This is a genomic window from Clostridium omnivorum (genome assembly GCF_026012015.1).
Lineage (GTDB): Bacteria > Bacillota > Clostridia > Clostridiales > Clostridiaceae > Clostridium_AX > Clostridium_AX omnivorum.
The window spans coordinates 3919713-3944842 of sequence record NZ_BRXR01000001.1 but is presented as its reverse complement, the minus strand read 5'-3'; the positions used below and the strand labels follow the sequence as shown (position 1 = coordinate 3944842).

At 30.0% G+C, this 25130-nt stretch carries 30 protein-coding genes, 2 tRNA genes and 1 riboswitch; of the genes, 3 read left to right on the top strand and 29 right to left on the bottom strand.

Going from position 1 to position 25130, the window contains the following annotated elements; all coding sequences use genetic code 11:
• Positions 1-3 precede the first annotated feature (3 nt).
• The 8 genes from mreD to bsdE14_RS18600 all read right to left on the bottom strand — a co-directional run bounded on the left by mreD (position 4) and on the right by bsdE14_RS18600 (position 6180).
• Complete coding sequence (gene mreD / locus bsdE14_RS18635) at positions 4-504, bottom strand: rod shape-determining protein MreD (RefSeq protein WP_264851502.1); 501 nt, start codon at positions 502-504, stop codon at positions 4-6.
• Positions 505-514: 10 nt separating this feature from the next.
• Complete coding sequence (gene mreC, locus bsdE14_RS18630) at positions 515-1378, bottom strand: rod shape-determining protein MreC (protein WP_264851501.1); 864 nt, start codon at positions 1376-1378, stop codon at positions 515-517.
• Between the two features lie 5 nt (positions 1379-1383).
• Positions 1384-2391 (bottom strand): rod shape-determining protein, encoded by a 1008-nt coding sequence (locus tag bsdE14_RS18625; protein ID WP_264851500.1) that lies wholly within the window; start codon positions 2389-2391, stop codon positions 1384-1386.
• A gap of 21 nt (positions 2392-2412) precedes the next feature.
• On the bottom strand, positions 2413-3099 hold the full coding sequence (gene radC, locus bsdE14_RS18620) for a RadC family protein (protein WP_264851499.1): 687 nt from the start codon (positions 3097-3099) through the stop codon (positions 2413-2415).
• 12 nt (positions 3100-3111) lie between these two features.
• Positions 3112-3717, bottom strand: a complete 606-nt coding sequence (locus tag bsdE14_RS18615; RefSeq protein WP_264851498.1) for a Maf-like protein — start codon at positions 3715-3717, stop codon at positions 3112-3114.
• 208 nt (positions 3718-3925) lie between these two features.
• Positions 3926-4636: a hypothetical protein gene (locus bsdE14_RS18610; protein WP_264851497.1), complete on the bottom strand. Its 711-nt coding sequence runs from the start codon at positions 4634-4636 to the stop codon at positions 3926-3928.
• Between the two features lie 160 nt (positions 4637-4796).
• Positions 4797-5426, bottom strand: coding sequence for a C40 family peptidase (locus bsdE14_RS18605; RefSeq protein ID WP_264851496.1), 630 nt, complete (start codon positions 5424-5426; stop codon positions 4797-4799).
• A riboswitch (cyclic di-AMP (ydaO/yuaA leader) is annotated at positions 5427-5596 on the bottom strand.
• Positions 5597-5661: 65 nt separating this feature from the next.
• Entirely contained in the window at positions 5662-6180 is a 519-nt protein-coding gene (locus tag bsdE14_RS18600; protein ID WP_264851495.1) for a GNAT family N-acetyltransferase, read from the bottom strand.
• 143 nt (positions 6181-6323) lie between these two features.
• Between bsdE14_RS18600 and bsdE14_RS18595 the strand changes: the two genes are divergently transcribed.
• Together bsdE14_RS18595 and bsdE14_RS18590 are read left to right on the top strand one after the other, a co-directional pair.
• Positions 6324-7718 carry a leucyl aminopeptidase gene (locus bsdE14_RS18595; protein WP_264851494.1) on the top strand — a complete coding sequence of 465 codons (1395 nt, stop codon included), beginning with the start codon at positions 6324-6326 and terminating at the stop codon, positions 7716-7718.
• Between the two features lie 216 nt (positions 7719-7934).
• Positions 7935-8177, top strand: coding sequence for a hypothetical protein (locus bsdE14_RS18590; RefSeq protein WP_264851493.1), 243 nt, complete (start codon positions 7935-7937; stop codon positions 8175-8177).
• A 127-nt stretch (positions 8178-8304) separates the two neighbouring features.
• On the opposite strand, the gene bsdE14_RS18585 is transcribed toward bsdE14_RS18590, so the two are convergent.
• From bsdE14_RS18585 to glsA, 13 genes are all read right to left on the bottom strand, one after another.
• Positions 8305-8386: transfer RNA gene (locus bsdE14_RS18585), tRNA-Leu, on the bottom strand.
• A gap of 141 nt (positions 8387-8527) precedes the next feature.
• Entirely contained in the window at positions 8528-9106 is a 579-nt protein-coding gene (locus tag bsdE14_RS18580; protein WP_264851492.1) for a hypothetical protein, read from the bottom strand.
• Positions 9107-9872: 766 nt separating this feature from the next.
• On the bottom strand, positions 9873-10052 hold the full coding sequence (locus tag bsdE14_RS18575) for a hypothetical protein (RefSeq protein ID WP_264851491.1): 180 nt from the start codon (positions 10050-10052) through the stop codon (positions 9873-9875).
• 41 nt (positions 10053-10093) lie between these two features.
• Positions 10094-11158 (bottom strand): hypothetical protein, encoded by a 1065-nt coding sequence (locus bsdE14_RS18570; protein ID WP_264851490.1) that lies wholly within the window; start codon positions 11156-11158, stop codon positions 10094-10096.
• Positions 11159-11712: 554 nt separating this feature from the next.
• Positions 11713-12408 carry a hypothetical protein gene (locus bsdE14_RS18565; RefSeq protein WP_264851489.1) on the bottom strand — a complete coding sequence of 232 codons (696 nt, stop codon included), beginning with the start codon at positions 12406-12408 and terminating at the stop codon, positions 11713-11715.
• Between the two features lie 64 nt (positions 12409-12472).
• A complete protein-coding gene (locus tag bsdE14_RS18560) occupies positions 12473-12670 on the bottom strand; it encodes a helix-turn-helix domain-containing protein (protein ID WP_264851488.1) in 198 nt (65 codons plus the stop codon).
• Between the two features lie 742 nt (positions 12671-13412).
• Positions 13413-14249 carry an SHOCT domain-containing protein gene (locus bsdE14_RS18555; protein ID WP_264851487.1) on the bottom strand — a complete coding sequence of 279 codons (837 nt, stop codon included), beginning with the start codon at positions 14247-14249 and terminating at the stop codon, positions 13413-13415.
• Between the two features lie 145 nt (positions 14250-14394).
• Positions 14395-15351 carry a tyrosine-type recombinase/integrase gene (locus bsdE14_RS18550; RefSeq protein ID WP_264851486.1) on the bottom strand — a complete coding sequence of 319 codons (957 nt, stop codon included), beginning with the start codon at positions 15349-15351 and terminating at the stop codon, positions 14395-14397.
• 288 nt (positions 15352-15639) lie between these two features.
• Entirely contained in the window at positions 15640-16209 is a 570-nt protein-coding gene (locus bsdE14_RS18545) for a lytic transglycosylase domain-containing protein (protein WP_264851485.1), read from the bottom strand.
• On the bottom strand, positions 16206-16814 hold the full coding sequence (coaE, locus tag bsdE14_RS18540) for a dephospho-CoA kinase (RefSeq protein WP_264851484.1): 609 nt from the start codon (positions 16812-16814) through the stop codon (positions 16206-16208). The genes bsdE14_RS18545 and coaE overlap by 4 nt, the downstream gene beginning before the upstream one ends.
• A gap of 19 nt (positions 16815-16833) precedes the next feature.
• Positions 16834-19464, bottom strand: a complete 2631-nt coding sequence (gene polA, locus bsdE14_RS18535; protein WP_264851483.1) for a DNA polymerase I — start codon at positions 19462-19464, stop codon at positions 16834-16836.
• A gap of 355 nt (positions 19465-19819) precedes the next feature.
• Positions 19820-20230 carry an RrF2 family transcriptional regulator gene (locus tag bsdE14_RS18530; protein WP_264851482.1) on the bottom strand — a complete coding sequence of 137 codons (411 nt, stop codon included), beginning with the start codon at positions 20228-20230 and terminating at the stop codon, positions 19820-19822.
• A gap of 90 nt (positions 20231-20320) precedes the next feature.
• On the bottom strand, positions 20321-21238 hold the full coding sequence (gene glsA, locus bsdE14_RS18525; RefSeq protein WP_264851481.1) for a glutaminase A: 918 nt from the start codon (positions 21236-21238) through the stop codon (positions 20321-20323).
• Between the two features lie 228 nt (positions 21239-21466).
• Here glsA and bsdE14_RS18520 point away from each other — a divergent pair.
• Positions 21467-21555, top strand: a tRNA-Leu gene (locus bsdE14_RS18520).
• Positions 21556-21586: 31 nt separating this feature from the next.
• On the opposite strand, the gene bsdE14_RS18515 is transcribed toward bsdE14_RS18520, so the two are convergent.
• The 8 genes from bsdE14_RS18515 to bsdE14_RS18480 all read right to left on the bottom strand — a co-directional run bounded on the left by bsdE14_RS18515 (position 21587) and on the right by bsdE14_RS18480 (position 25109).
• Positions 21587-21889, bottom strand: coding sequence for a DUF1919 domain-containing protein (locus bsdE14_RS18515; protein WP_264851480.1), 303 nt, complete (start codon positions 21887-21889; stop codon positions 21587-21589).
• 200 nt (positions 21890-22089) lie between these two features.
• Positions 22090-22302 carry a hypothetical protein gene (locus bsdE14_RS18510; RefSeq protein ID WP_264851479.1) on the bottom strand — a complete coding sequence of 71 codons (213 nt, stop codon included), beginning with the start codon at positions 22300-22302 and terminating at the stop codon, positions 22090-22092.
• A 146-nt stretch (positions 22303-22448) separates the two neighbouring features.
• Positions 22449-22586, bottom strand: coding sequence for a hypothetical protein (locus bsdE14_RS18505; RefSeq protein ID WP_264851478.1), 138 nt, complete (start codon positions 22584-22586; stop codon positions 22449-22451).
• 101 nt (positions 22587-22687) lie between these two features.
• Positions 22688-22816, bottom strand: a complete 129-nt coding sequence (locus bsdE14_RS18500) for a CPC_1213 family protein (protein WP_435382613.1) — start codon at positions 22814-22816, stop codon at positions 22688-22690.
• Positions 22817-22925: 109 nt separating this feature from the next.
• Complete coding sequence (locus bsdE14_RS18495; protein ID WP_264851476.1) at positions 22926-24143, bottom strand: MFS transporter; 1218 nt, start codon at positions 24141-24143, stop codon at positions 22926-22928.
• A 111-nt stretch (positions 24144-24254) separates the two neighbouring features.
• On the bottom strand, positions 24255-24392 hold the full coding sequence (locus bsdE14_RS18490; RefSeq protein WP_264851475.1) for a hypothetical protein: 138 nt from the start codon (positions 24390-24392) through the stop codon (positions 24255-24257).
• A gap of 17 nt (positions 24393-24409) precedes the next feature.
• The gene (locus bsdE14_RS18485; protein WP_264851474.1) at positions 24410-24574 is read right to left on the bottom strand and encodes a hypothetical protein; all 165 of its coding nucleotides are present in this window, start codon (positions 24572-24574) and stop codon (positions 24410-24412) included.
• Between the two features lie 121 nt (positions 24575-24695).
• Positions 24696-25109, bottom strand: coding sequence for a putative ABC transporter permease (locus bsdE14_RS18480; protein WP_264851473.1), 414 nt, complete (start codon positions 25107-25109; stop codon positions 24696-24698).
• Between the last annotated feature and the right edge of the window lie 21 nt (positions 25110-25130).

Below are 25130 nucleotides of genomic sequence, written 5' to 3'. Positions count from 1 at the left end.
TTTTTATTTTTCATAAAATTTCCACTTTCTTTGCATATAGTCTTTTTGGCAAAATCTATACAACCATTTATAAAAGAAAAAACATATTACCATATTACAAAGTGAATCGAAAAATATATGCTCAAAATAGGTATATTGCTTAGCTATATATAATATAGCAAATACAATTACACCCTTAAGAAGAGATAAACCAAATGAAGCAGCTGTTGGTATAAGTCTCTTCTCCTTAATAATCACATTTCCAATTACTGCAGCTATTATGCACACTAGCATATTTACAAATGCATTTACTCCAAAGCCATTAAAAAAGTATAAATCTTGAAGCATACCTGTAAACACACCTAACCATAAACCTTCCCATACTCCATTAATTATTGAAAAACATATGGCAAACAAAAATAAAAAGCTAGGGAAAATACCCTTAATAGAGAATAAAGGCATAATAGTGTTATCTATTATAAAAAAAATTAGGCTTAAAAAAATAATTGTAAATATTCTCTTCATGGTTACCACCCTAGTATTTTATTTCATTTAAATCTCTAATATTTTTAGGAACTACTAACATTACTTCTTGCAGCTTATTAAATTCAACATAAGGCTCAATTACTGCATTCTTCATAATCTTTCCTTTATCCTCTTCAATATCAAGCACTTTTCCTATTCTAATTCCCTTTGGATATAATCCTCCAAGCCCAGAAGTTAAAATTTCATCGCCCTTTTTAACCTTTGAATCTAATGGAAGATAATATAATTTTGCAAGAAGTCTATTTTCTGAATCTTTATAACCTCTTACCATACCACTATCATTTCCACTTGTTTCCTGAGAATTTACCATACCACTCACTGCAATATTCTCATTAGATAGTGATTGAATAATAGCCCAATTACTTGCAACAGCAGTTACTTGTCCCACAAGTCCTTTTGATGTAACAGCTACCATTCCTTTTTTTACTCCGTCCTTAATTCCTCTATCTATAGTAAAACCATCTAAATAGTTGCCGCCTGCATTTCCAATGATCCTACAGCCTAAATAATCATATTCAGAACGCTCGTCTTTAAACTTCAAGTTTTCAGATAATCTTTCATTTTCGCTCTTTAAAGCATCATATTCTAAAGCCTTTGTTTCAAGTTCATCATTTCGAGCTTTAAGCTCTTCATTCTCTTTTTTGATTTCAGAAAAATGAATTATAAAGCTTCCAAATTCTTTTATATTAGCTCCAGCGCTATAAACTACCTTTTGTACAGAATTTAAGGTTACTCCAACGCCATTTTCTACAAAAGATACCTTTTCCCTCTTGACACTATACCCAATTAATACTAAAAAGCTAACTGACAGTACAATAATTGTTACTGCCAGTTTATTTTTAAGAAATGTCATATTAATTATCTGCTTCTACTTATTTTATCTACGTTGTCTAGAGCCTTTCCAGCGCCAAGTGCCACACAGTCAAGAGGGGATTCTGCAATGTGAACTGGCATGTGAGTTTCATGGTTTATAAGTTTGTCTAAACCTTTAAGGAGTGCTCCTCCACCAGCTAGCATTATACCTTTATCCATTATGTCGGACGCAAGTTCTGGTGGTGTCTTTTCAAGTGTAGTTTTTATAGAATCAACTATAGCATAAACTGGTTCCTTAAGTGCTTCTCTTACTTCTGCTTCTGATATATCTATGATTTTAGGAAGTCCAGTTATTAAGTCTCTTCCTTTTATTTGCATTGATTTTTCATCTTCATCTGGGAAAGCTGAACCTAATTCCATTTTTACAGTTTCAGCTGTTCTTTCACCAATCATTAAGTTATATTCTCTTTTTATATAGTTAATGATAGCTTGGTCAAGCTCATCTCCTGCCATTCTTAGTGACTTACTTGTTACAATTCCACCTAATGAAATAACAGCAACTTCAGTAGTTCCTCCACCGATATCAACAATCATACTTCCAGTAGGTTCATTTACTGGAAGTCCAGCTCCTATTGCAGCAGCCATTGGTTCTTCCATAAGAAGTACTTCTCTAGCTCCAGCTGTCTTTGTAGCTTCATCTATAGCCCTCTTTTCAACCTCAGTTACTCCGGATGGAAAGCATACTACAATTCTTGGACTAGTAAATGCACTCTTAGGACTTATTTTTTCAATAAACTTTTTAAGCATAGTTTGTGTAACATCGAAATCAGCAATAACTCCATCCTTTAATGGTCTTATAGCAACTATATTTCCAGGTGTTCTACCAATCATTTGTTTTGCTTCTATACCAACAGCTAATACTTTTTTTGTATCACTGTTAATTGCTACAACAGATGGTTCTCTAAGTAAAATACCCTTTCCCTTCACATAAATAAGAGTATTAGCAGTTCCTAAATCTATACCCATATCTTTAGACATTCCAAAAATTCCCATACAAAAATTCTCCTTTCAACTTTACAGCATTCCTTTTTCTTTCAAACTTATATATGTTCCATTTCCAATTATGATGTGATCCAATAAATCTACTCCTATTAGTAAAGAACATTCTTTTAACCTTTTAGTAACACTTATATCTTCTCCACTAGGAGTGGGATCTCCAGAAGGATGGTTATGACAAATTATAATAGAAGCACTACTCTTTTTTATTGCTTCACTAAACACCTCTCTTGGATGTACTATAGAAGAATTAAGACTTCCAACTGAAACATCTTTTATAGAAATAACTATATTTTTAGTATTCAGCATAATAATCTTTAAAAATTCCTTCTTTAGATATCTCATACTCTCCAGAACTAAAAGCGCAGCGTCCCTTGGTTCTGATATTTTATACTCATCACCAGATTTAAAAGATTTAAATCTTTTGCTGAGTTCTGCCAAAGCAAGAAGTTGAGATGCTTTTGCTTCACCAATTCCTTTTATACTCATAAATTCATTTGCAGAACATTCCATAAGCCCATTGAGTCCATCAGTCTCTTTTAAAATTCGACTGCATAGGTTCAATATGTTCTCGCTGTTACTGCCAGTTCTTAATATAATTGCTAGCAGTTCACTATTAGAAAGCTCATCAGCGCCATACCTTAACAACTTTTCTCTCGGTCTTTCATTTTCGGGCAAATCCATAATTCTAAGTAAACTTCCCATGAATATACTCCTTTATAGATTTACTCCCATCTCCCTTAGCATACAATAGAGCTTATTTAAAGGAAGCCCTACAACATTATAATAGCATCCGTGAATTTTTTCAACAAAAATTCCACCTATTCCCTGAATCCCATAAGCTCCTGCCTTATCCATTGGTTCTTCTGTATTTATATACCTTTTTATTTCCTCATCAGATAAATCAGAAAACTTCACTTTAGTGCATACAAAATCTGTTATTACCCTTTTGGTTTTTGTATTAACAAGAGCAATTCCAGAATATACTTCATGTTCAGCATCACTTAGTTCTCTTAGCATTTTAAAGGCATCTTCTTTATCCTTTGGCTTACCAAGTACCTTGCCATTAAATGCAACAATTGTATCACAACCAATGATAATTTTTTCTTCGGCATCTGACAATCTATTTTCGACTTCTAAGGCTTTCCCCCTGGCAAGCTCCATTACATAATGGTGGAAGCTGCCATTAAAAGGAATCGTGCTTTCATCGAAATTGCTTACATTAATGTCAAATTCACCTGTCAATCTATTTAATAACTCCTGTCTTCTTTCAGAAGCTGATGCCAATATAATTTTCACTTTATCACATCCTAATGTATCCATACTAGTATTATTGACAAGATTCAACCTTTAATAGACATTATATTTAAATTAAATTTTTTAAATATACATCTTATATAGTTTATCATTTAAAATATTCATAAACAAGTATTTAGAGGATTGTTTAATAATTTTTTAAGTTTTTTGTATGAAAATAAAAAGAAATTTACAAAAAATAAATTAACGCGCCTTACATATGACGCGTTAATTCTCATTTAGAATTAAATTTCTTCAAAATATTATAAATATATACATAATTATCTGATGCCTTTTCTTTTGCAATAGTCTCTGGCATATTTTTCACATATCCTTTAAGCTCAGTAAGTATTGCATAATTCTTACTTCCTTTTTCTACATCCTTAAGACTAGCACACCATTCTTTTAAATCTTTAGTTTGAACTGCTGGTACATTTTTTTCAGTTAACTTTGTAAGTATTAATAGGTTAGCATTTATTATTTCAACTATCTCCTTATTACACATATCTCCATTAGTAACTTCTAAAACCATTTTAGAATTATCAACTTTATTGTCATTTAATGTTTTTATAAGTTTCTCAGAATCAGCTTCACTATATATTCCAAGTAAAACTCTAGTTCCATCTGCTTCTGCTATTGTAAATGGATTTCCATAATTGCTTAATATATTTTTTTCTGGTCCTACATTTTCACTTTTTATGTATTTTCCGCCTTGAATTACTACATATTTAACAACAGCATCTTTTTCAGCGGATTGATTACTTGTTTTTTGTGATACAGTTTTTTGTGCACCATCTTCATTTTTAACATTAGAAGCGTTCTTTAGAAAAAAGTTTGACATAACAGTACCAATAACGAAAGCCATAATCAGTGTAACAGCTAAAATAAGCAGAACCATAGTTCCTTCATTTTTCTTTTTTCTCATATCATATCTTGTGTACTTCATAACTATACCTCCAAATAATATGTTAATTATAAAAGGTTTCTACCTTAGTATAATAAGCGGAATTTAATATGGCAGTAACCAAATACATACTTTATACTATTTGAAGTTTAATAAATTTATGATAAAAAAAACCCGACAAATTTTGTCGGGAGATAAATTACTATTTTACTCTTCTTGCTCCAGCATATCTAGCTGAATAATACCCTTCATCTAAATTACTTATTGTTACACCAGTTCGTTGATTAGCTGCATGAATAAATCTTCCATCACCCATGTATATACCAACATGTGATATCGAACCATAGGTATTAAAGAATACCAAATCGCCAGGAGATAAATTTGCTCTACTAACTGACTTACCAGCTCCAAATTGTGACCCAGTATAGTGATCTAAGTAAACACCAAAGTTACTATAAACATAAGCTGTAAATCCTGAGCAATCAAAGGCTCTTGGGCCTGAAGCTCCCCATACATAAGGCCTTCCTAAAAAATTGGAAGCAAATCCAACTACGCTGCTGTTACCTGATGTTTTAGCAAGTGAGCTATTCATTGATCCACCTCTGCTTAATGATGACTTTTTAGATGAATTGCCCTTACTTGTTTCTTCTGTTTCCTTTTTAGGAACTACTATTACCTTCTCTGTTGTTAAGTTCGCAGATCGAACTACAACTCCTTGTTGTGTTTTAATAGCTGCATCTGCCTTTACCTCATAGCTGTTTGTTTTGGATGTGATGCTTATAGCTAATATACTCACAACAAAAATAAATGCCGTTGATTTTATGTATTTCATTTGTAACCTCCTTCTTGCCTCCGGAGTTAGCTGACGGGTTCGGGTGAAGGTTCCCTACCAATTTTTTATTAAGTTGTCCATTAATTGGACATTATTTAATAAAATAATCGGATTAACCCCAACATACTGGTTCCTCCGTACCTATAAATAGGATTCAGCACGATTTTTATTATAGTTTATTATATGTGCGCTGTCAATGATAATTAACTATTTTATAAAAATATTTCCCACTTTATTACATATAAGCCTTTGCTTTTAAAATATGCATATCAATTTCTTCTCCATTAATGTTAAAAAAGTTCTTTGAAACTCTTATTAGATTAAAATTATTGTTTAGCCAGAATCTTTTAATATCATCATCTTTTGCAGGTACTCCAGTATAAAAATTATATATTCCAAAATTGTTTGAAAAATAATTCATTACTTCTTTTACTATATTACTACCTATACCTTTTCCTCTAAATTCATGGTCTATTAGATAATACCAAAACCATACTTCGTTATTATTCTTAAATTCTAACCTTCCCTTTAAGACACCAATGAGATTTTCGCCTCGATTTAACTTAAGGAAAAATTCACTCTCACTAACATAGTATTCAAGGAATCTCTGATATAACTCCTTAAGTCCTAAGGGATTTTCAATATTTATATTTAAAGCTTGTTGATTATTTATCCATTTTTGAATATAAATAATATCTTCTTTCTCTATGCTTGAAATACTTATATCATCAATTTTAATATTTATATCAAACATAAATTCACCTCTTCCTACGAATTTTTATTCTACATTTAATTTTAAATTCCTTTTTTTTAATAAACTTTACATTTTTATTTATGTAAAAATAAGTATAAACATTTTATTGCAAGTATGTTATTATATTCGTGGAGGTGCATAACATGATTGGTGTAAATGATAGTAGAATGTATTCAAATTTACTTATCTTTAAGTTTAATAATTTTGAACTTACTTATCCTGAGGAGCTTATGGATATTCTGAAGTACTCCACTAGCAAAGGTGAGTACAAAGAATTAGAAATTATAAACACTCTTGGTCAAAATGAATATGAAAAAATATTTATTTTAGGTCTAGGAAGCACTGAGGAATTCAATTCAACAAAACTACTTAAAGGTCTAGGCTACGCTATTAAATCATTAAAAGACTCCTTAACTGAACTAGATATCTTAGATAATTTTCACGAGGATTTTGGATATGCCCTTGGTCAAGCCATTGAACTAGCAACGTATAAATTCAATGGAATTAAACATAACGAAGAAAAAATCAAGCTACAAAAATTAAATATAGTGTCCCAAAATAGGGATTCTATAACTAAAGGATTAATAGTAGGAAGTGCAGTAAACTTTACTAGAAATCTAGTAAATATGCCTTCAAATTATGTTACTCCTAAATATCTTGCTCAACAATCCGAAAATCTTGCAAAAGAAGAAAATCTAGATTTGAAAATTATAGATAAATACATGCTTGAGCAGCTTGGTATGAATGGCATTTTGAGTGTTGGAAAAGGCAGCATACATAGCCCTAGGTTGATTATAATGCAGTATTTTGGAGATGCTGAAAGCAAAGAAATTACTGCTGTAGTAGGTAAGGGAATTACTTTTGATAGTGGTGGAATTTCATTAAAGCCTAGCAAAGGTATGGAAGCTATGGTTACTGATATGGCTGGGGCTGCTTCAGTGCTTGGATTAATGAAGGCAGCTTCAAAATTGAAGCCAAAGAAAAATATAATTGCACTAATTCCTACTGCTGAAAATATGCCTTCAGGTAATGCATTTAAACCTGGAGATGTTCTAACTACTTATAGCGGTAAAACAGTTCAAATTATATCTACAGATGCAGAAGGAAGGCTAATACTTTGTGATGCCATTACATACGCAAAGGAATTAGGAGCCACAACAATTATTGATATTGCTACTTTGACTGGATCTTGTGCTAACTTCCTGGGCGGCATTAATGTAGGAATGCTTAGCAACTCTGATTCCTTATCTAAAACCCTCATTGACTGCGGCAAATCAGTTGGGGAAAACTTATGGAGAATGCCAGATAATGAGGAGTATATGGAACAATTGAAAACCGATAGTGCTGACATGAGAAATTCAGGTACTGATTGTGGTGCAATTGTTGCTGGTTTATTCCTTCAAAGCTTTGCAGAAGATGTTAACTTTGCACACCTAGATATAGCTGGATGTGCTGCTTCTAGCTCAGGTTCTGATTTTTATGATAGAGGTGCAACGGGAATTCCTACTAGAACATTAATAGAATATCTTACAACATAAACAGGGGTATCCCCTGTTTTTTTCATTCTGTATTATTGAACATTATGGCAGATAAATTATTTTATTCCTAAACATAATTATTTTATATACAAGAACCATTATTAGTAATTGCAATATTTTTTCAATTCATATAAAATAGAATCAATAACACTTTTGACTTATATCATTTATTTTTATAAATGGACTTAAACGCTATGGTTAGAAAGAGGGATAAATATGCTTAGTATTAGAAAAGTTAGATTTCATGGTACAGAAAAGTTCTTTAATAGATTTTATGTATATACAGCATCAGTTGAATACGTTGTGAGAAGACCTATTGGAGAAAGACCTTTAAGATCGGTGGATATTATTATGAATTGTAAAACTGAGGAGGAACTCTTTAAAATCGGTGGTTCAGAAGCTCCTAAAGGTGGAAAGATGTCCATGGATGAATATTTTGAAAGAATGGGATTTAATTAAATTAAGTATAAAAACCTCGGGATGTCTGCCCGAGGTTTTTCATTTACAGTATAAGATAAATAAATTGTTATATCTTTACATAATAAAAAATACCAAGCTTTTAAGCATTGGTATTTTTTATTCTCTATGGTGCGGATGACGGGACTTGAACCCGTATGGTCTCCCACACGCCCCTCAAACGTGCGCGTCTGCCATTCCGCCACATCCGCATGATTTTACTAGCTTTATGCACGTGTCTTATGATAACTCTCGAACACGTTGCCTATATTTTTTACACGTATAAGTATATACTGTTTTCAACACTTTTTCAAGTAGTATTAAAAATATAGAGATGGACTTTTCTCCATCTCCTATTTAAATAAACTTAATATTTTTTCTTCATCACTACAATATTCAATTGTATCAAATACTTTTACTGTATTTGTACAAATAGAGGAATAAAGTTCTCTTTGTAATACTTCAAGTGGAATTATTACATTTTGTTTTCCATTGTCTGACGTTATTACTTTGTATTTTGCATTTAGAAAAAATAAATTACTTTGTAAATATACTCTAAGTGAATCATACTCAATTAAAATAATTTTATTTGTATAATAGAACAATACTACATTGGTCAAATACTTTTCATTCAAAGCCCAACCTTGTTTATTTGCATTTCCTATTTCAAGCAATATATCTCCTTTAAATTCTTTTGTAGTTACTTTTTCATCAACATATAAACTCCCACCATCTTTATAAAGTATTACATCTACTCCTTTGTATTGTAATGCTCTGCTCTGGTAATCTTTATCAAAGTCAACTCTTTCGAAATCATAACCTAAAGTTCTATAGAAATTATCTAAAACCCTCCTTGTAGTTGGATTTTCTTCAATTCTCTTGCAAGAATTAAAATCGGAAAATCTGTTTGTCATTATAAATCCTTCTTTCATTTTTATTTTCCTTCCGACCTTTCTTGCCTTTCAACCTTTTGAGAGCGTCCGAGTAGATGTACTCTAGCACCCCTACAAATATAAAGTCCTTACTTAGATTTTAACTATCCCCTCTCCCTCCTATCTTTAAAAAAGAAAGAACTAGACTTTTTTGCCTAGTTCTTGTTTATCCTTTTTTATATTTTCTTTTTAATATTCTTATAACTTTATTGAGTTCTTTCATTATTATATATTTCTTCTCTTTTGAATTTCGCTAAATTATCATTTTGCGAAATTCGTATTTATCCATCCTTTCAAAATCTCTAGAAACATTGAAAATGCTATATTCTTAATCAATGAAAATATAAAGCCAATTTCATTTTGTATACTTATTTTATTTATACATTTTCATTTTGTATAGATATGCGTGTTTGTATTGTTTCATACACTAATATTCATATTTTTATACATTTATTCTTATTAAATAAGTATTTATAATAGTTATCAATTAGCCTTAATTTTTGTTCCGCTATTTCAATAATCATTAAGATATATAACTGATACCCATTAATAAATCATCGTAAATAATACACTTTATCGTATTTTATAACACAATAACACTTCATCGCAAAAATAACAAAGTAGGGTCGTAATTTATAACAGTGAAAACGGAGTGAATAACAACAGACTTGATTTAAGCCTTTTTAAACTCTATTCACCCTCTACGCCATCTTCGCCCTATCTATTATACTTCTTCTATATCTCTGTATATCCTCTATATATGCTCTTACATAGTTCTAATATCATTTAATGCTTCTTTAGTATTTCTTAAATTTTCTTCTAGGCTTAATATTGTTTCTTTTATAATATGTTCTAGTTCCTTTTTAAATCCTTCTGCTCTGTCATAAATGTTATTATCGTTTTTCTTTGTAAATGCTCTCTTAACTCTTAAAAATGCTTTTTTCATAAATCATCTACTCCTTTTATGTTAATAATATAATTTCCATTCTAGTAGTTAAATTCATCTAACGCCCAACTTAAATCTGTTAATTGAGGTTTTGGAGATTGTATATTATTATTATCAGTATATCGTAGCATATTTTCTATTTCTGCTTCTGAAAGATTACACCGTTGTCGTTCTTCTTCTCTGCTTTTTATATCTTCCAATCCTTTTTCTAATTCATTGTTTTTTATTAACATTCCAATGAATATTCCTGATTTTTGTTGAGGTGTAGTATTTTGATTTTCAAATATATAGTGATACTTAGGCATACAATCTTTTGCTATTATAATAAAATTATCTAGTCCTACTTTATCAATTATCTCATATTGGTCTTTGCGTATATTAATTTCACTTTCAGCAATTCCAATTGCTTCTGCATAACGTTTGTTTACTTCTTTTTCATCTATAGTAGATTTATTTTCTTTTATTACTGATTGAGTAACTTTAGAATTAGCTTCTTTTTCAATGATAGAAGTATCTTTTGCTTTAACTTCATTTGTTCTGTTTTTATAATCTTCTGCAATATGAACTCTTTTAATGATATTGCTTCTATTCTCACCTTGTTTAATTACTTCAATTAGATTTAGCTTTGTCAATGTATCATTATTCAGAATAACTGTTTTATTAGATATATTTGTTTTTTTCTCTGGATATAAAGCATTAAATCCATTTTGAATAAAGCTATTTGCCATAGTAAATTGATGTGTTTTATTATCTAAGCAAGTTACTAAAAAGCAAAAGTATCTTAATAAATTACTATTACTTTTTAAGGCTTCAAATTCAATATCATACAATACAAAATAATAGCCTATATTTTCTGTTTTATTGATAATGTAGACATCATCAATAGGACTTTGAAGTAATCCCTTTTCAATCAAACCTTTAGTTGCAATATTAAGCCTTTTTCTTGCTCTTGTTGTTGTGGCATTTAGTTTATAGTTTAGAATACTACTAGAGAAAGTATAATCTTCTAGTACTTTCATTTCAAATCTTGCAAAACAGTAAATTAAAAATTCATCTTCTGTCAATTGTTTATAAATATCTTTTTGTATTATAATATAGTTCAACATAAACACTCCTTTAAAATAAGATTTTTATTTGAAAAAGAAAACCAAAAACTATGCTAATTAAAAAAACACCCGAAGGGTGTTGAGTAGTAATAGTATAGATTTATTAGTATTGTATAGATATATTAGTTTGTGTGTAATCCCCGTACTAATTTTGCACAGTTTTTACATATTAGGTGTGTAATTTGTGTATTGTTTTAGTATGTTTTTTACATATTAGGTGTGTAATTTTTATTCAATTTTAGTACGTTTTTTACACACCTAAAGTAATTCCTTTGCTCTTTCTCAATGTATTATAAATAGTAACTTCTTTCAGAATTTCATCTGAAAAAGCGAAATAAAAAATGTTCTTTCTTGTTTCTTTTTCATTGACTTCTATTCATTTCTATTATTGCGAGTCAAGAACCTTGACGGGAGAACGGTTCAAGTCTGTACTATTCTACTGTCATATGGGAAAAGAAATAGTATAGAGTATACTATACCGATTAATAGTCTTTTAAGATATATTAAAATAGATACTAAAGGTTATAATCGTAAGTTAGAAAACAAGAGAGTAATTAAACACTCTCTTGTTTTTGCAGTTCCTTAATCTTCATTTCAATTAATTCCTCTATTCTTTTTGTTTCTTCCTCTCTGACTAATTGAGTAGCTTCTGCTCTTATTCTTTCTTGCTCTTTTAGTTTTATTTCTTCTTGCTTTTGCCTTTGAATTTTTTCTTGTTCAAGTTTACATTCTTCCTCATATTCTTTTGTTTCGCAATAATCTATTGTATAATCCTTTATGCCGTTTGCAATAATTCGATAAGGTGGGTTTTCCATATTGAACAGACAATTTTCAATAAAAAGTAATTCTTCTTTGGTTTTTAAATCTATAATTTTTAAATTATAAACTGACCTAGGAACTGTTGAATCTTTGATTGGATTGTAATAATCGCGCACTTCCTTTGTGCGATTATTTACATAACATATATCCGTTCTCTTTTCTACTTCTTCTCTTAATTTTTTAGCTGATTTATTAGAAGTTAGCTTGTCAAATCCAAAATCCTTTAATGTACTAATTACTTCATTTAGCGTTATAGTATGCCCTAATGCCTTATCAATTATTGAGTATTCCAATTCAATAAATGCAAAAGGTTTTTTTGAATTATCAAATAAAACGATTGCAAATTCAGTGCTAAAATCATAAGTTCTTGTTTCAAATTCGTTTATAGTTACTTCATTTTCATCATTTAAATATAATAGTTGATAATACATTTTATTCACTCCTTATTTAATTTCATATTTGCCATTACATCTTCTATGCTTCTTTGCCATAGCTTTAAATGCTCTTAATAAAATCATTTATAAACTTGATATAAAGTTTTAATTTATCTTTTGATAACTCACGTTGTCCTTTTTCATACTTTGATAAAAGACTTAAAGAACAGCCAATGTAATCTGATATTGCTTTTAATTTGATGTTATAGCGTTTTCTCATTAATCTGTAATATTCTCTATCAGTAAGATTTAAAATCATAGTATCCCTCCTTTGTCTAATATTGGACTTTAAATCAAATAAAAAAATGAGTAGATTTTTACATCTACTCTAAAGTCGATAAATGACTTATAAAAGAAGCATTTATATTTAAAAAGCGAGATATTCATTAGTTGCAAATATGTACATTTTTTATAAAATCGAAATTTTATTTACATGCCCTCATATATATAAATAGAGTTTTAACGACAAAATCTACCTATTTCCGTTAAAAACTACTTTTTCTCTCTTTATCTGACTTTTGCTCACATTCTCTACATCGACTTTGTAGTCCATTTTTTGTTTTTGAATGTTTTCTGAAATAATGTTCATTTGCTAATTTAACTTGTCCACAAGATGAACACTGTTTATAATCACCTTTTGCTTTGGTTAAATAAAACCAATCTTTATAACTTTAATTTGTATTGTTGTGAAATTTTCTTTGGAATAATACTTATCCCTTATATAATATATAGGGAGTTTTCAAGTGTTATTTGACTTGTTTTCTGCGATTACTCTCACATATATATAAATAGAAAAGTAGGATTAAAATCTACTTATTTTGTCCCCTCATATATATAAATAGCGTTTTGAAGCTGAAATCCACCTATTTTGTTAAAACTACTCCCTCATATATATTAATAGAAAACTAAGCCTAAAATTAACCTTTTTCCGCCACTGATTTTATTAACTTTTGCAAAAGAAAAAAGCAAGCGTTGTCGCTTGCCTCCTAATATAATATCGATTAACTTATCTTTTCTAATAAAACCTTTTTCTTAGAGTTAAATTCTTCTTCCGTTAATATTCCATCATCTTTTAATTTTGCAAGTTGTCTAATTTTATCATACACATCATTATTAATATCGTCTTTATTTTGAGTTGAAGCACTTGAATTGATATTTGAGTTAATGAAATTAATATCTTTCTCTGGTATAAGTTGTAGTAAAGTTTCATAAGCATCTGGAGCAAAAAAGATATTTCTTGTAGTTCCATTATCACTATAAGTAATAATAGTTTTTCGATTATCTACTCTATTTGTTTCAGTCTTTATTTCTTTTCTACTTCCTATCACTGCACCAGCACCTCCAGCTATCACCCCGCCAACAACTGCACCAGTTAGTGAACTTCCACCACCTTTTACATTTGTCTCAGTATATGCGTCTCCAACAATACTATAATATTGTATTTTATCAATAGGAAACATCATAACTTTTCCTTGTCCAACTTCTGTAGCTAAATTTATAACATTAATAGGATTTAAGGCTAATTTTATATTGTTAGCTTCTCGCCAAATATAATATTGGCTTTCCTTTATGAAATAGTTTATACTTTCCATTCCTTCAATATATTTTATTGTTCTAGCATTAGAAGGTATATCTGTTTTAGATTTATAGGTATCAATCTTTTGGTTGGTTTCTTTCCTTTGTTTATTAGAGGATAATACTAGCGGAATTGCTGCTGAAGCTATTAGAATTAATCCAAATATCATCATTCCACCTCCGCCATCTTCTATTCGTCCACACCCTTTTAGTATTAGTACAAATCCAATCAACTCCATAATTAGACCTATTAAAACTTCCATTATAACCCCCCCTATTAATTTATATACTACTTAATTTTAACTTGTATTCCATAAGATGTAAATATTTAAAATACAATTTATTAACTTAACCTACTATTGATAAATAGAATAAAATCTCGATTTTATTAAAACATCAAACTAAAAACTATACTCTCATTTTTATACTTGTTTTCCTTATACTTAAACTTTCAAGAGGATTAAATATATTAAAATCTCTTTGCAAATCCTCTGTAAACATTTCTACATATTCCCTTACTATATCCATACTGCTATGCCCTAAGATTTTTTGAAGCCTAAAAATATCCCCATTGTTTAAAATCCATTTCTTTGCAAAAGTATGTCTATAACGATGTAATCCCGTTTTAGTAATTCCTCTGCTTCTGTGATACTTACACATATTTTGACTAAGTAAATTAGTCTTTAACTGCTCTCCATATATATTAGTTATTAAATAATCTTCTTCTTCTCCTTTTCTATATTTAAGATAATCAATAAGAACACTTTTTAACGTTGAACTTATTGGAACTACTTGATTTTTTCTATTCTTTGTATGTGAATAATAAATTAAGTCATTGCTTAAATCTATATCTTCGATTTTTATGTTTACTAAAGTTTGTATTCTCATTCCAGTTCCAATAAGAATATTTGATATAGTCCAATTTCTAAATTCAATAAAATTACACTTCTTTACATCAGGCTTCTTTAGCAATATTATTAATTCTTCATCTGTATAAGTTTCAATAATTTCTTTGTCTGCTTTGATTTGTTTAATTTTATACTCTGCTAAATATCCTTCCTTCATTGCATAATATAAAATTGCTCTTATATCTCTAAGATAAGTATTTATTGTTACATCTCCAATATTTCCCCGTGACTTTAAAAAATTAATATATCCTTCTATTGTCTTGCTTGTGATGTTCTTAACTTCTGTTTTACAATCTATGTACTTATAGAAGCTAGAATTAACTGTGTTTTCATAATGTTTGATTGTATGTTGTCTAAGATTTTTTGATTTTTGATAAACTATAAATTCATCAAATAGCCTATCAAAAGTAATTTGATTTTCTTCTCTTTTTAATTCAATTTTTTTCCTCTGCACCATTTAAAAAACTTCCTTTCGTTTTATTGATAAAATAAAAAAGTGTTACACGTTTGTTTATTTTTCATAAAACAACGTGTAACACTTATAAACGTGCTAAATATTCGATTTTATCAATGTTTAAAGGCTTTAAAGTCCTTTAAATTACGTGCATTTTAGGCTATTTTATCATTTCCGCCCCTCAAACGTGCGCGTCTGCCATTCCGCCACATCCGCATTACATATTTAATTATACTAACTAAAAAAATAAAGTCAACATATATAAAATAAAAATAGCCCTATTATTTATTACTAATTTTTATTACCTATATTTTTACTATATAAAAACTTATATATGTTATAGTTTACCTTTACTCTCTTAACATATTTATCAGTTTCCTTGAAGGGAATATAATGCAGATTTTTTCCATCCTTGGAATGACTGGTATCATTCAGCCATTTTTGAACATTACCTCTTCCCCCATTATAAGCTGCTAAAACCAAATCCATATTTCCGTTAAATTCCTCTTTTAAGTTGTTTAAATACCAGCAGCCCATATTAATGTTGAATTCAGGATCATTCAGCATATCTGTATTAAAATTATCTATCTTCATTTCTTTTGCTGCCCATTCCGCAGTAGCAGGAGTTATCTGCATAAGCCCAAAAGCATTTTTGGGTGATTTTGCTTTAGTATCAAAATTACTTTCAGCTTTAATTACTGCTGCCACTATATATGGACTTAAATCATATTTACTTGAATACTTCATTATATAATCAGAATATTTTAACGGATACATCTTACGTGCAACTGATGGCACACATAGTACCACTGCAATGAGTATTAAAAGTATTATAATATATCTGTGTTTAAGTGATTTCATTGCTCCCCCTCATATCTATAAATCTCTGCTAATATTGCTTTAAGTTGTGCTTTTGTTTCTTCAATTGAACCACAATTATCTACTATAAAATCTACTAAATCTCTTTTGTCGTTAAGAGGTATTTGTGAATGTATTCTATCCATCACTTGATCAATACTTATCTTATCTCTAGATTTAACCCTTGAAACCTGTGTATCAATGTCTACCCATACTAATATGTTTTTATCCATTTGCTTATGAATACCATGCTCAATCAATGTAGGAGCATCTAATACACATAGTTTACATCCTTTTCTATTATACTGTGAAAACTGATTATTTATTTCTAATTCTATAAAAGGTATAGTAATGTCTTCAAGTACCTTTCTCAATTCATGGTTTTTAAAAATTAAGTTTCCAAGTGCTTTTCTTCTTAGCTGTCCCTCTTCATCAAAATACTGTTCTCCAAATTGATGCTTTATTTTTTCGACTACTTCTGGATATATTTTAAATATATCCCTAGAAATGATATCTGCATCAATTACAGGTATTCCTATTTCTTTTAGTATTTTAGAAACGGTACTCTTACCACTACCTATGCCTCCAGTAAGCCCTACTTTAATCATAGAAATCACTCCCAAAATACTATTTTGCCTCATACCAGGTGTTTCCTATATTTATGTCAACTTCTAATGGTACTAACAAATTAAATACCTGCTCCATTTCTCTTTTTACAATCTCTTCCACTTGAACTTGTTCATCTTTATATACGTTTAAAATCAATTCGTCATGAACCTGCAAAATCAAAGTACTCTTAAGTTTTTGTTCTTTTAGTACCTTATGAACATTAACCATAGCCTTTTTTATTATATCTGCCGCGCTTCCTTGAATAGGTGTATTCATTGCCAAACGGACTCCTAAAGCTTTTAATATCTTATTAGAAGCATTTATTTCAGGAATATACCTTCTTCTATTCAAAATAGTAGTTACAAAAGTATTTTTTTCTGCTTCTTTTACTATGTCCTCCATGTACTTCTTTACCATTGGATATCTATCAAAGTATGCTTCGATATATTCTTTAGCTTCCTTTTTAGTAATTTTTAGATCCTTGGCAAGACTGAATTCTCCTATGCCATAAACTATACCAAAATTAACGGCTTTTGCTCTGCTTCGCATGAGCTTTGTAACTTCTTCAATTGGCACTTTAAACACTTCAGCAGCTGTCTTTGTATGAATATCACTATGGTTTACAAATGCATCTATAAGATTTTCATCAGAAGCTATATGTGCTAGAACTCTTAACTCAATTTGAGAGTAGTCAGCTGATAATATTATACATTCTTCATTATTTGGTACAAAAACCTTTCTTATCTCCCTTCCTAACTCATACTTTATAGGTATGTTTTGAAGGTTAGGTTCAGTACTAGAAAGCCTTCCCGTAGTAGTAACTGTTTGATTAAAGCTAGAATGTATCTTTCCATCAACATCAATTACTGCTTTTAACCCCTCTATATAAGTAGAGTAAAGTTTAGTAAGCTGTCTATAATAAATTATCTTTTCTATTATTTGATGCTTATCGATTAATTCTTCCAACACTTCAGCATTTGTTGAATATCCTGTTTTAGTCTTTTTAATTACTGGAAGATCTAATTTTTCAAATAATACTTTTCCAAGTTGTTTCGGAGAACTTATATTAAAGTTTTCACCTGATAAATCATATATCTCATTTTGAGTTCTATCAATTTCTATTTTAAATTTTTCTCCCAGTTCATTTAGCTTATCTTTATCAACTTTAAAGCCCTCTACTTCCATATAAGCAATGGCCTTTGTTAGTGGAAGTTCCACCTCATAAAGCAGTTCCTCCATATTAAACTCTTCAATTTTTTCTTTTAATGCCTTGTATAGGTTCGGCATGCAATCAATTTTCTCAATTTCAATTTGCTCTTCTTCACCTGAAACTTCAAAATGAAGATACTTAACGATTAAATCTACCAAATCGTAATCACTTTTTGAAGAATCAATTAGATAAGCTGCAATCTTGGTGTCAAATTTCACGCCTTTAATATTGATTCCGTACTTTGCTAATATAAGATAAGCCAATTTAAAATCATGTCCTATTTTTAGTATATTTTCATTTTCAAAGATACCTTTAATTATTTCAACAGCTTTATCTTTGTTCTCAATAAAAATATCTTGCATATTCAAACTATAGTTCTTGCCATTTGAGTTAATATATAATTTTTCAAATTCACATTTTGAAAACACGTTAGCATTGATAACATTGTATATAAGATATATTTCTGTTTTAATATCTTCACAAAAAGTTTTAAGGCCGTCTAAGCTGCGTATTTCTATATATTTTGCTTTTTCTTTTTCTTCACTATTTGATATACTTTTATCTTCTGCATCAATCGTTAATTTGTCTAATAAGGTCCTAAATTCAAGTTTATAAAATAATTGCCTAAGCGCTGCCTTATCAAAGTTTTCCTTAGACTTTATTGAATCCAAATCTATTTCTATAGGTACTTCTGTTATTATAGTAGCAAGCTTTTTACTAAAAATAGCCTGCTCACTATATTCTCTTAAATTTTCTTTTATTTTATTTCCACTTATATTATCAATGTTTAGAAGCACATTTTCTATGCTTCCGTACTCCTTTATGAGTTTAAAAGCAGTTTTTTCGCCTATTCCAGGTACTCCAGGTATATTATCAGAGCTATCACCCATTAAACCCTTCACATCAATAAATTGTGTAGGAGTAACACCAAATTCTTGTGTCATTCTTTCTTTGTCGTATATTTCCTTTTCAGTCATTCCTTTTTTGTTTATAACAACTTTTATATTGTCTGAAGCTAATTGAAGTGCATCTCTATCACCTGTGACTATATACACTTCTATTTCTTTTTTTTCAGCAAACTTCGCCAAAGTTCCAATAAGGTCATCCGCCTCAAAGCCATCAATTTCAAAAATATCAATCGCTAAGAGATTTAAGATATCTTTCAGTACCGGAAATTGTTCTGAAAGTTCATCCGGCATTTTTTTTCGTCCCGCTTTATAATCCTTATATTCTTCGTGTCTAAATGTAGGAGCTTTTCTATCAAAAGTACACACTATGTAATCAGGTACAATTTCTTCCTTCATCTTTAAAAGCATATTCGTAAATCCATACAATGCATTAGTGTGAAGTCCTTCGCTATTTGTAAGAGGTGGCAAAGCGTAAAAAGCCCTGTTCATCAAACTATTTCCATCTAATATCAATAATCTTTCTCTTCCCATAAAAGAAACCTCCATTTATAACAAAACAATCCTATATTCTGTTTATGTAAAATCTAAAATGCTTTTCAAATAATTATAAATACCATACTGTAACTAACTTTATCAAAATAAGATATTAATTGTTACGTATTTATTTTATACTCCTTAGGAATGCATTTCATATACATGAAAATAATACCATTAATATTATCTCCATTTTTAATTTAAATATAAAAAATAATTATTTTATACCTTCTACCGTCTAATTATAACATCTAACATGATTTTGTTCTATTGATTGATGACTAATTTAATGAAAAAAAATAAAAGTGGTAAAAATACACTTTTATTTTTTATTATAATTTTTTCACTATTTTTATTTTCTATCAATAAAATCTCCAAAATTCGTTTTACTTAGAATATCGCATAACGTGTCTCGAACTCCTTCCATTGCCTTATGTAATTGACAATAGGAAGCCCTATTAGCAGTACAAAAATTTTCATCTATAGTGCATCTATTAATGCTGATAGGCCCATCAATTATTTCTATAACATCTTTTACGCTTATTTCCTCTGGCAGTTTATTTAAGGAATACCCACCATTTACACCTCTATAAGATTTTATAATTCCAGCGTGAGTTAACTTTCGTAAAATCTTAAGCAAAAATCTTATTGGTATATGTTCATGTTCAGCTATTGACTTTGCTTCAATTTTTTCACCGTAGTCTAACTTACTGAGAAAAAGGACTACCCTTAAACCATAATCAGCCTCTTGGGTTATTTTCATAGTTATTCCCCTACTTTCAAAATATGCCATCTACATTTAGATTCAATATACCACCACATATAAGCAGTGTCAATAATTTACTTAATTTCACTAAAATATACTTAAATCCAACTCTTTTGATAGTTCTTCTAGTGCCTTTAAGCCAGCAATACTATTACCTCTTGCATCTAAAGCAGGGGACAATACACCTATTCCCATTCTTCCTGGTACAGCGGCAAGAATTCCACCACCAACTCCACTTTTAGCAGGTACTCCTATTTCAACAGCAAATTGTCCAGATGCATCATAAAGTCCACAGGTAACCATTATAGTTTTTACTATCCTAGCAACATGTCTTGGTATAATCCTTTCACCACTCCAAGGTAAAACTCCATCATTTGCAAGCATTGCTCCAATTCTAGCAATATCCTTACAGGTTGCCTCCATTGAACACTGCCTAAAATATACATCCAAAACCTCTTCTACATCGTTTTCAATAACTCCTGTACTTTTCATAAAATATGCTAATGCTCTATTTCTGTGACCAGTAGCCTTTTCCGAATTGTAAACATCCTTATTTATATTTATATCAGGATTTCCAGTAATTTTCCTAGTAAAATTCAATATTCTATTGAAAGCTTCCTCGCTATTTTTACCTTCTATTAATGAAACTGTTGCAATTGCCCCAGCATTTATCATTGGATTTAGCGGCTTTTGAGTATTCTTTGTTTCTAGCGTAATTATTGAATTAAAAGCATCAGCTGTTGGTTCCACACCAACCTTCGAAAATACTCTATCCCTGCCATTATCAAGTAGTGCGAGCATCAAAGTAATTACTTTAGATATACTTTGTATTGTAAATTTAGTCTCATAATCTCCACCAAAGTATTCTTCTCCATGCAAAGTAGTTATACATATTCCTAATGTATTTGGGTCTGCCTTTCCAAGCTCAGGTATATAAGTAGCAATTTTACCTTCTTTTGTCCATTGTCTATTGTTTTCTACTACTGCTTCTAATAATCTGTTCATTTGTTACCTCCATACACTTTTCATACAGCTTAATCCTATAATTAAATAAAAATTATTATAAGCTAAGATATTTTCCAACTATATTATATATTCTTTTTATTACTTTGTAATTGTTTTTAGCAATTTTATTTATAATTAAAGAAATTTTATTAGTAAAATTAGAAATAAAAAGCATCTTTTTTATTGCATTTATGAAAATTGTATGTTATTATAATAAACGTAATCTTTGCCGAAGTGGTGGAATTGGCAGACGCGCCGGACTCAAAATCCGGTGGAGCTAACACTCCGTGCGGGTTCGACCCCCGCCTCCGGCACCATAAGAAAACCACACTATACAGTGTGGTTTTCTTATTTTATGTCTCTTCTTAAAGTTTCTCTTTGATGCCAGTCAATAAATATAAATTCGATCCTATATTCATGTTCACTTAATTTACAAATAATTTTAGCATGTAGTACATAATCTAACATATAAACAAATCGGATAATAAATGGCTCATTTGTGGGCAGTTTATCATCCATGTATATAGTAGCCCCCCAGCAGTTCAAGTTTAAAATTCTTGCATCAATAATTTTTTTATTATACTGAATATGTGCAAAAATATTTGTATCTATTTCTGGCGCTTTCTTATATCTGCTTACATCACTAGTCAATACCAATCCCCCCCTTAATGTAATTGTTTACATAAGGACCTAGACTAGGTCCTTGGGATTAAGTACCTTTGCATAACCAATGGTCAGCAGTCATCTTTGCCAAACCTTATAACCTGATGGCTGTATAAAAATTATTTACTTTATACTATTATACTATGTGAAGAAGGGAAACTTGACCTTAAATATTAAAAATAACAGAATTAAATTGAATTTTTTTCACAAAGTGTACTGCAGACAAAACAATATTTTTTATCTTCATATTCTTCATCTAGCTTGCATTTCAAATCACAACCACAAAAAATGCACCTATTCTCTGATTTAAGGATTAATCTCATCCATTCAGCCTTTTCTTTCCTACCATCCATCTCCATTTCCCTTGCTAAAGATGCAATTCTACTATAATAGTTAAACATGATACCCTCCTGATTAGTTCTTTTCATTATGCATTATCCTTAATTTCTTTCAAAGACACATTGCTTTCACATTATATGCAATAAAAATTAATTTTGTGACAAAAAAAATCCACTCAAATAAGAGTGGATTTAATATTTATTAAGACTTATTCATTTTGAAATTCAGTTCCCTGCCACAGACCCTTTGTTTGATGTTTTTTCATTTCATCATTATTTGTTATAGCAGGCTTGTTCCTATGGTTGTCCCTTTGTTTTGAATACTTTTTACTTTCTCTTCGTGTCATTTAGTCATTCCTCCTTATCACTTAGACTACCCGGCAACTTATTCATTCCGTTTGCTGCCTGCAAAGTCACCCATTAAAGGTCATTTACCCCAATATACTCCTTAATCGATCTCTTCATAGATGCTTGGCTTATTAAAAACTGCTCTAGTACTTTCAGCACTTGGATTATGTTTTATATTCTTCTTTTTAAATTCACCATTTTCTTTTCGATTTTCAGGTGTATTTTTCATTTTGTTATTTGACATAGCTATTACTCCCCTTTCTATTATTAGGTTAACCATAGCAGGTGGTTTTATGCTATGTCCTTTAAAGCATTACAGGATAAAAAAGACAACTAAATTACGCCATTTTTCTTTTAAGTTCTAAGGTACTAAAAGACTTATAAAAGTATATTGTAGCTGCTAAATATAGAATAGCTGTAATAAAATAAGGTATCTCATAGCCATTACTAAAGTTTTTCATAATAAATCCAGCTACTACTGCGCTTACTGCTCTGCTCAAATTTCCCGATATATTATTTATACTTGCAAATATTGATCTCTCACCTTCCTTAATAATCTCCATGGATAGATTGCCCACTATAGGTCCAGCCATATTCATTAATGCATTACGCATAAATAGTGCAAAGGAAACAACTATTAAGGATGGTGGAAGTGCTATTAACATAAGAAATGGTATAGAAATCACCTGACAGATAATAATGGTTTTTACTTTTCCAAACTTTATCGCCATATATGGAGTAATTAGCCCTCCTATTCCCATAGCACCCATTGCCAAAGCTAAGATTAGACCGATTTGGTCTGTAGTAGCATTTACTTTATATTTTAAATACACGTTAAAATATGGCACTACTAAACCAGCACCGAAACCTATTATAAAATTGTATACAAGAAAATTTCTTGGATGTCTTTGCTTTATAACACTGAAGGCTTTTTTATAAAAAATGTTATTTTCACCAATAACCGGAGCCTTAGCCTCCTCTATAAAAATAATAAATACACAACCTATTACTCCAATTAACCCCGAAATTATAATTGAATATCTAAGAGCATTTACTATTCCAAAAAAATTATGAAATATATTAGATATATGTCCAAAAACGTAATATCCTACCATAGTCGAAAATACATTATCTGAAAAAGCATAGCTGAAAAGTTTCAACCTGTTTTTTTCATTACTATTTTCCATCAGGAAGGGTCCTTCTGACACAAGTAAAAAAGCATTTGAAAACCCTTGAATTACTGCAAAAATTGAAAGTAACCATTTATCCTGAAAGTAACCCTGCAGTGCACCACTTATTGGAACGAAAAGCAGCGCTACCATTATTCCCTTCTTTCTTCCATATTTATTAACAAATATAGCGCATGGAATTGAAAAAATTGCTACAGCAAATATTCTTAAACTTAATATAAAACCTAAAAAATCCTCTCCAATTTTCAGTTCCTTTATGTATATACCTTGCAGCATACTAAAGGCTCCTGAAGATAAATAAAAAAATATTATAGCAATTAGATAAAGCAAAGCATTTTTAGAAACTTCTATTTTCCTAAATTTCAATTATTATCCCGCCTTCCCCAAATTTCGTACTCATTAGTAATTATAATACAAAATCAAGGTAAAGTCAGAAAACTTTGAATTATAACAAAACAGAGAGCCCATTGGCTCTCTCTATTCCATAGGCACCCCATCAAAATTTTCGTATCTTGGAGGTGTTTTTTTATTTTCCATATGCTTTGTTGGTCTGTTTATATCATTCTTCTTGTTATCTTTTCTATTTCTTTTACTTGACCCCTTAATATTAGTCATTAAATACACCTCTTCCTTTAATATAGAGTTCTCTCATCTATTTCCTTTAATATTTCATCCAATGCAGATTCCATCTCTTTTTCCCTTGGTTCATAAAGTGAAGGAGTACCATTAACTATATCCGATGCTCCTAAGTACTTTGATTGAATTCTTGGTATATTATCTTTTTTAGAGTCACTCATTTAAAAATCAACTCCCTTAGTCTTATTTTCTCCAAAATATTTTAAATTTATGTTTTAAAAATAGCTGTAATAATACAAAATGGAACTGCACACTATACTGATAGCTGTCCCCTTTTAATAATCAAATTATTTTTCTCATAGTTTCACTTGTTAAACTGTCATGTGCTCTTTCAAACAGCAATCCTGCTGCAAACCAAGCTGGAGCATAATCTAGCCGAATGATTCCGCTTATAGAAAATGGGCTGCTGCTATAATCCCATGGACATACTCCTATTAATATTCTTAATAGTAATCCAGTTGAGTATTCTATAGCAAAAATCACAATTGTGTAAATACCTCCTCTCAGTGCTATTGGCCAGCTCCTTATACTATTATGTATAGGTTCAAGTAGTACAGCTAATCCATATATGAAAAACATCCATATGTAAGTTGTACTTGTTAATTTAACATCACCAGTAAATAATGAACCCATGCCAGTCCAGAACACCTCAATACACCAACCTAATAGTCCATAAATCATAAATCTCTTTAACATATTTTTAGTATTCTCAAATGC

Bases quoted from the DNA above. Each gene is read 5' to 3' on its own strand.
- mreD (WP_264851502.1), bottom strand. From the start codon at position 504: ATGAAGAGAATATTTACAATTATTTTTTTAAGCCTAATTTTTTTTATA.
- mreC (WP_264851501.1), bottom strand. From the start codon at position 1,378: ATGACATTTCTTAAAAATAAACTGGCAGTAACAATTATTGTACTGTCA.
- bsdE14_RS18625 (WP_264851500.1), bottom strand. From the start codon at position 2,391: ATGGGAATTTTTGGAATGTCTAAAGATATGGGTATAGATTTAGGAACT.
- radC (WP_264851499.1), bottom strand. From the start codon at position 3,099: ATGGGAAGTTTACTTAGAATTATGGATTTGCCCGAAAATGAAAGACCG.
- bsdE14_RS18615 (WP_264851498.1), bottom strand. From the start codon at position 3,717: ATGGATACATTAGGATGTGATAAAGTGAAAATTATATTGGCATCAGCT.
- bsdE14_RS18610 (WP_264851497.1), bottom strand. From the start codon at position 4,636: ATGAAGTACACAAGATATGATATGAGAAAAAAGAAAAATGAAGGAACT.
- bsdE14_RS18605 (WP_264851496.1), bottom strand. From the start codon at position 5,426: ATGAAATACATAAAATCAACGGCATTTATTTTTGTTGTGAGTATATTA.
- bsdE14_RS18600 (WP_264851495.1), bottom strand. From the start codon at position 6,180: ATGTTTGATATAAATATTAAAATTGATGATATAAGTATTTCAAGCATA.
- bsdE14_RS18595 (WP_264851494.1), top strand. From the start codon at position 6,324: ATGATTGGTGTAAATGATAGTAGAATGTATTCAAATTTACTTATCTTT.
- bsdE14_RS18590 (WP_264851493.1), top strand. From the start codon at position 7,935: ATGCTTAGTATTAGAAAAGTTAGATTTCATGGTACAGAAAAGTTCTTT.
- bsdE14_RS18580 (WP_264851492.1), bottom strand. From the start codon at position 9,106: ATGAAAGAAGGATTTATAATGACAAACAGATTTTCCGATTTTAATTCT.
- bsdE14_RS18575 (WP_264851491.1), bottom strand. From the start codon at position 10,052: ATGAAAAAAGCATTTTTAAGAGTTAAGAGAGCATTTACAAAGAAAAAC.
- bsdE14_RS18570 (WP_264851490.1), bottom strand. From the start codon at position 11,158: ATGTTGAACTATATTATAATACAAAAAGATATTTATAAACAATTGACA.
- bsdE14_RS18565 (WP_264851489.1), bottom strand. From the start codon at position 12,408: ATGTATTATCAACTATTATATTTAAATGATGAAAATGAAGTAACTATA.
- bsdE14_RS18560 (WP_264851488.1), bottom strand. From the start codon at position 12,670: ATGATTTTAAATCTTACTGATAGAGAATATTACAGATTAATGAGAAAA.
- bsdE14_RS18555 (WP_264851487.1), bottom strand. From the start codon at position 14,249: ATGGAAGTTTTAATAGGTCTAATTATGGAGTTGATTGGATTTGTACTA.
- bsdE14_RS18550 (WP_264851486.1), bottom strand. From the start codon at position 15,351: ATGGTGCAGAGGAAAAAAATTGAATTAAAAAGAGAAGAAAATCAAATT.
- bsdE14_RS18545 (WP_264851485.1), bottom strand. From the start codon at position 16,209: ATGAAATCACTTAAACACAGATATATTATAATACTTTTAATACTCATT.
- coaE (WP_264851484.1), bottom strand. From the start codon at position 16,814: ATGATTAAAGTAGGGCTTACTGGAGGCATAGGTAGTGGTAAGAGTACC.
- polA (WP_264851483.1), bottom strand. From the start codon at position 19,464: ATGGGAAGAGAAAGATTATTGATATTAGATGGAAATAGTTTGATGAAC.
- bsdE14_RS18530 (WP_264851482.1), bottom strand. From the start codon at position 20,230: ATGAAAATAACCCAAGAGGCTGATTATGGTTTAAGGGTAGTCCTTTTT.
- glsA (WP_264851481.1), bottom strand. From the start codon at position 21,238: ATGAACAGATTATTAGAAGCAGTAGTAGAAAACAATAGACAATGGACA.
- bsdE14_RS18510 (WP_264851479.1), bottom strand. From the start codon at position 22,302: ATGTTTAACTATTATAGTAGAATTGCATCTTTAGCAAGGGAAATGGAG.
- bsdE14_RS18505 (WP_264851478.1), bottom strand. From the start codon at position 22,586: ATGACACGAAGAGAAAGTAAAAAGTATTCAAAACAAAGGGACAACCAT.
- bsdE14_RS18500 (WP_435382613.1), bottom strand. From the start codon at position 22,816: ATGAAAAATACACCTGAAAATCGAAAAGAAAATGGTGAATTTAAAAAG.
- bsdE14_RS18490 (WP_264851475.1), bottom strand. From the start codon at position 24,392: ATGACTAATATTAAGGGGTCAAGTAAAAGAAATAGAAAAGATAACAAG.
- bsdE14_RS18485 (WP_264851474.1), bottom strand. From the start codon at position 24,574: ATGAGTGACTCTAAAAAAGATAATATACCAAGAATTCAATCAAAGTAC.
- bsdE14_RS18480 (WP_264851473.1), bottom strand. From the start codon at position 25,109: ATGTTAAAGAGATTTATGATTTATGGACTATTAGGTTGGTGTATTGAG.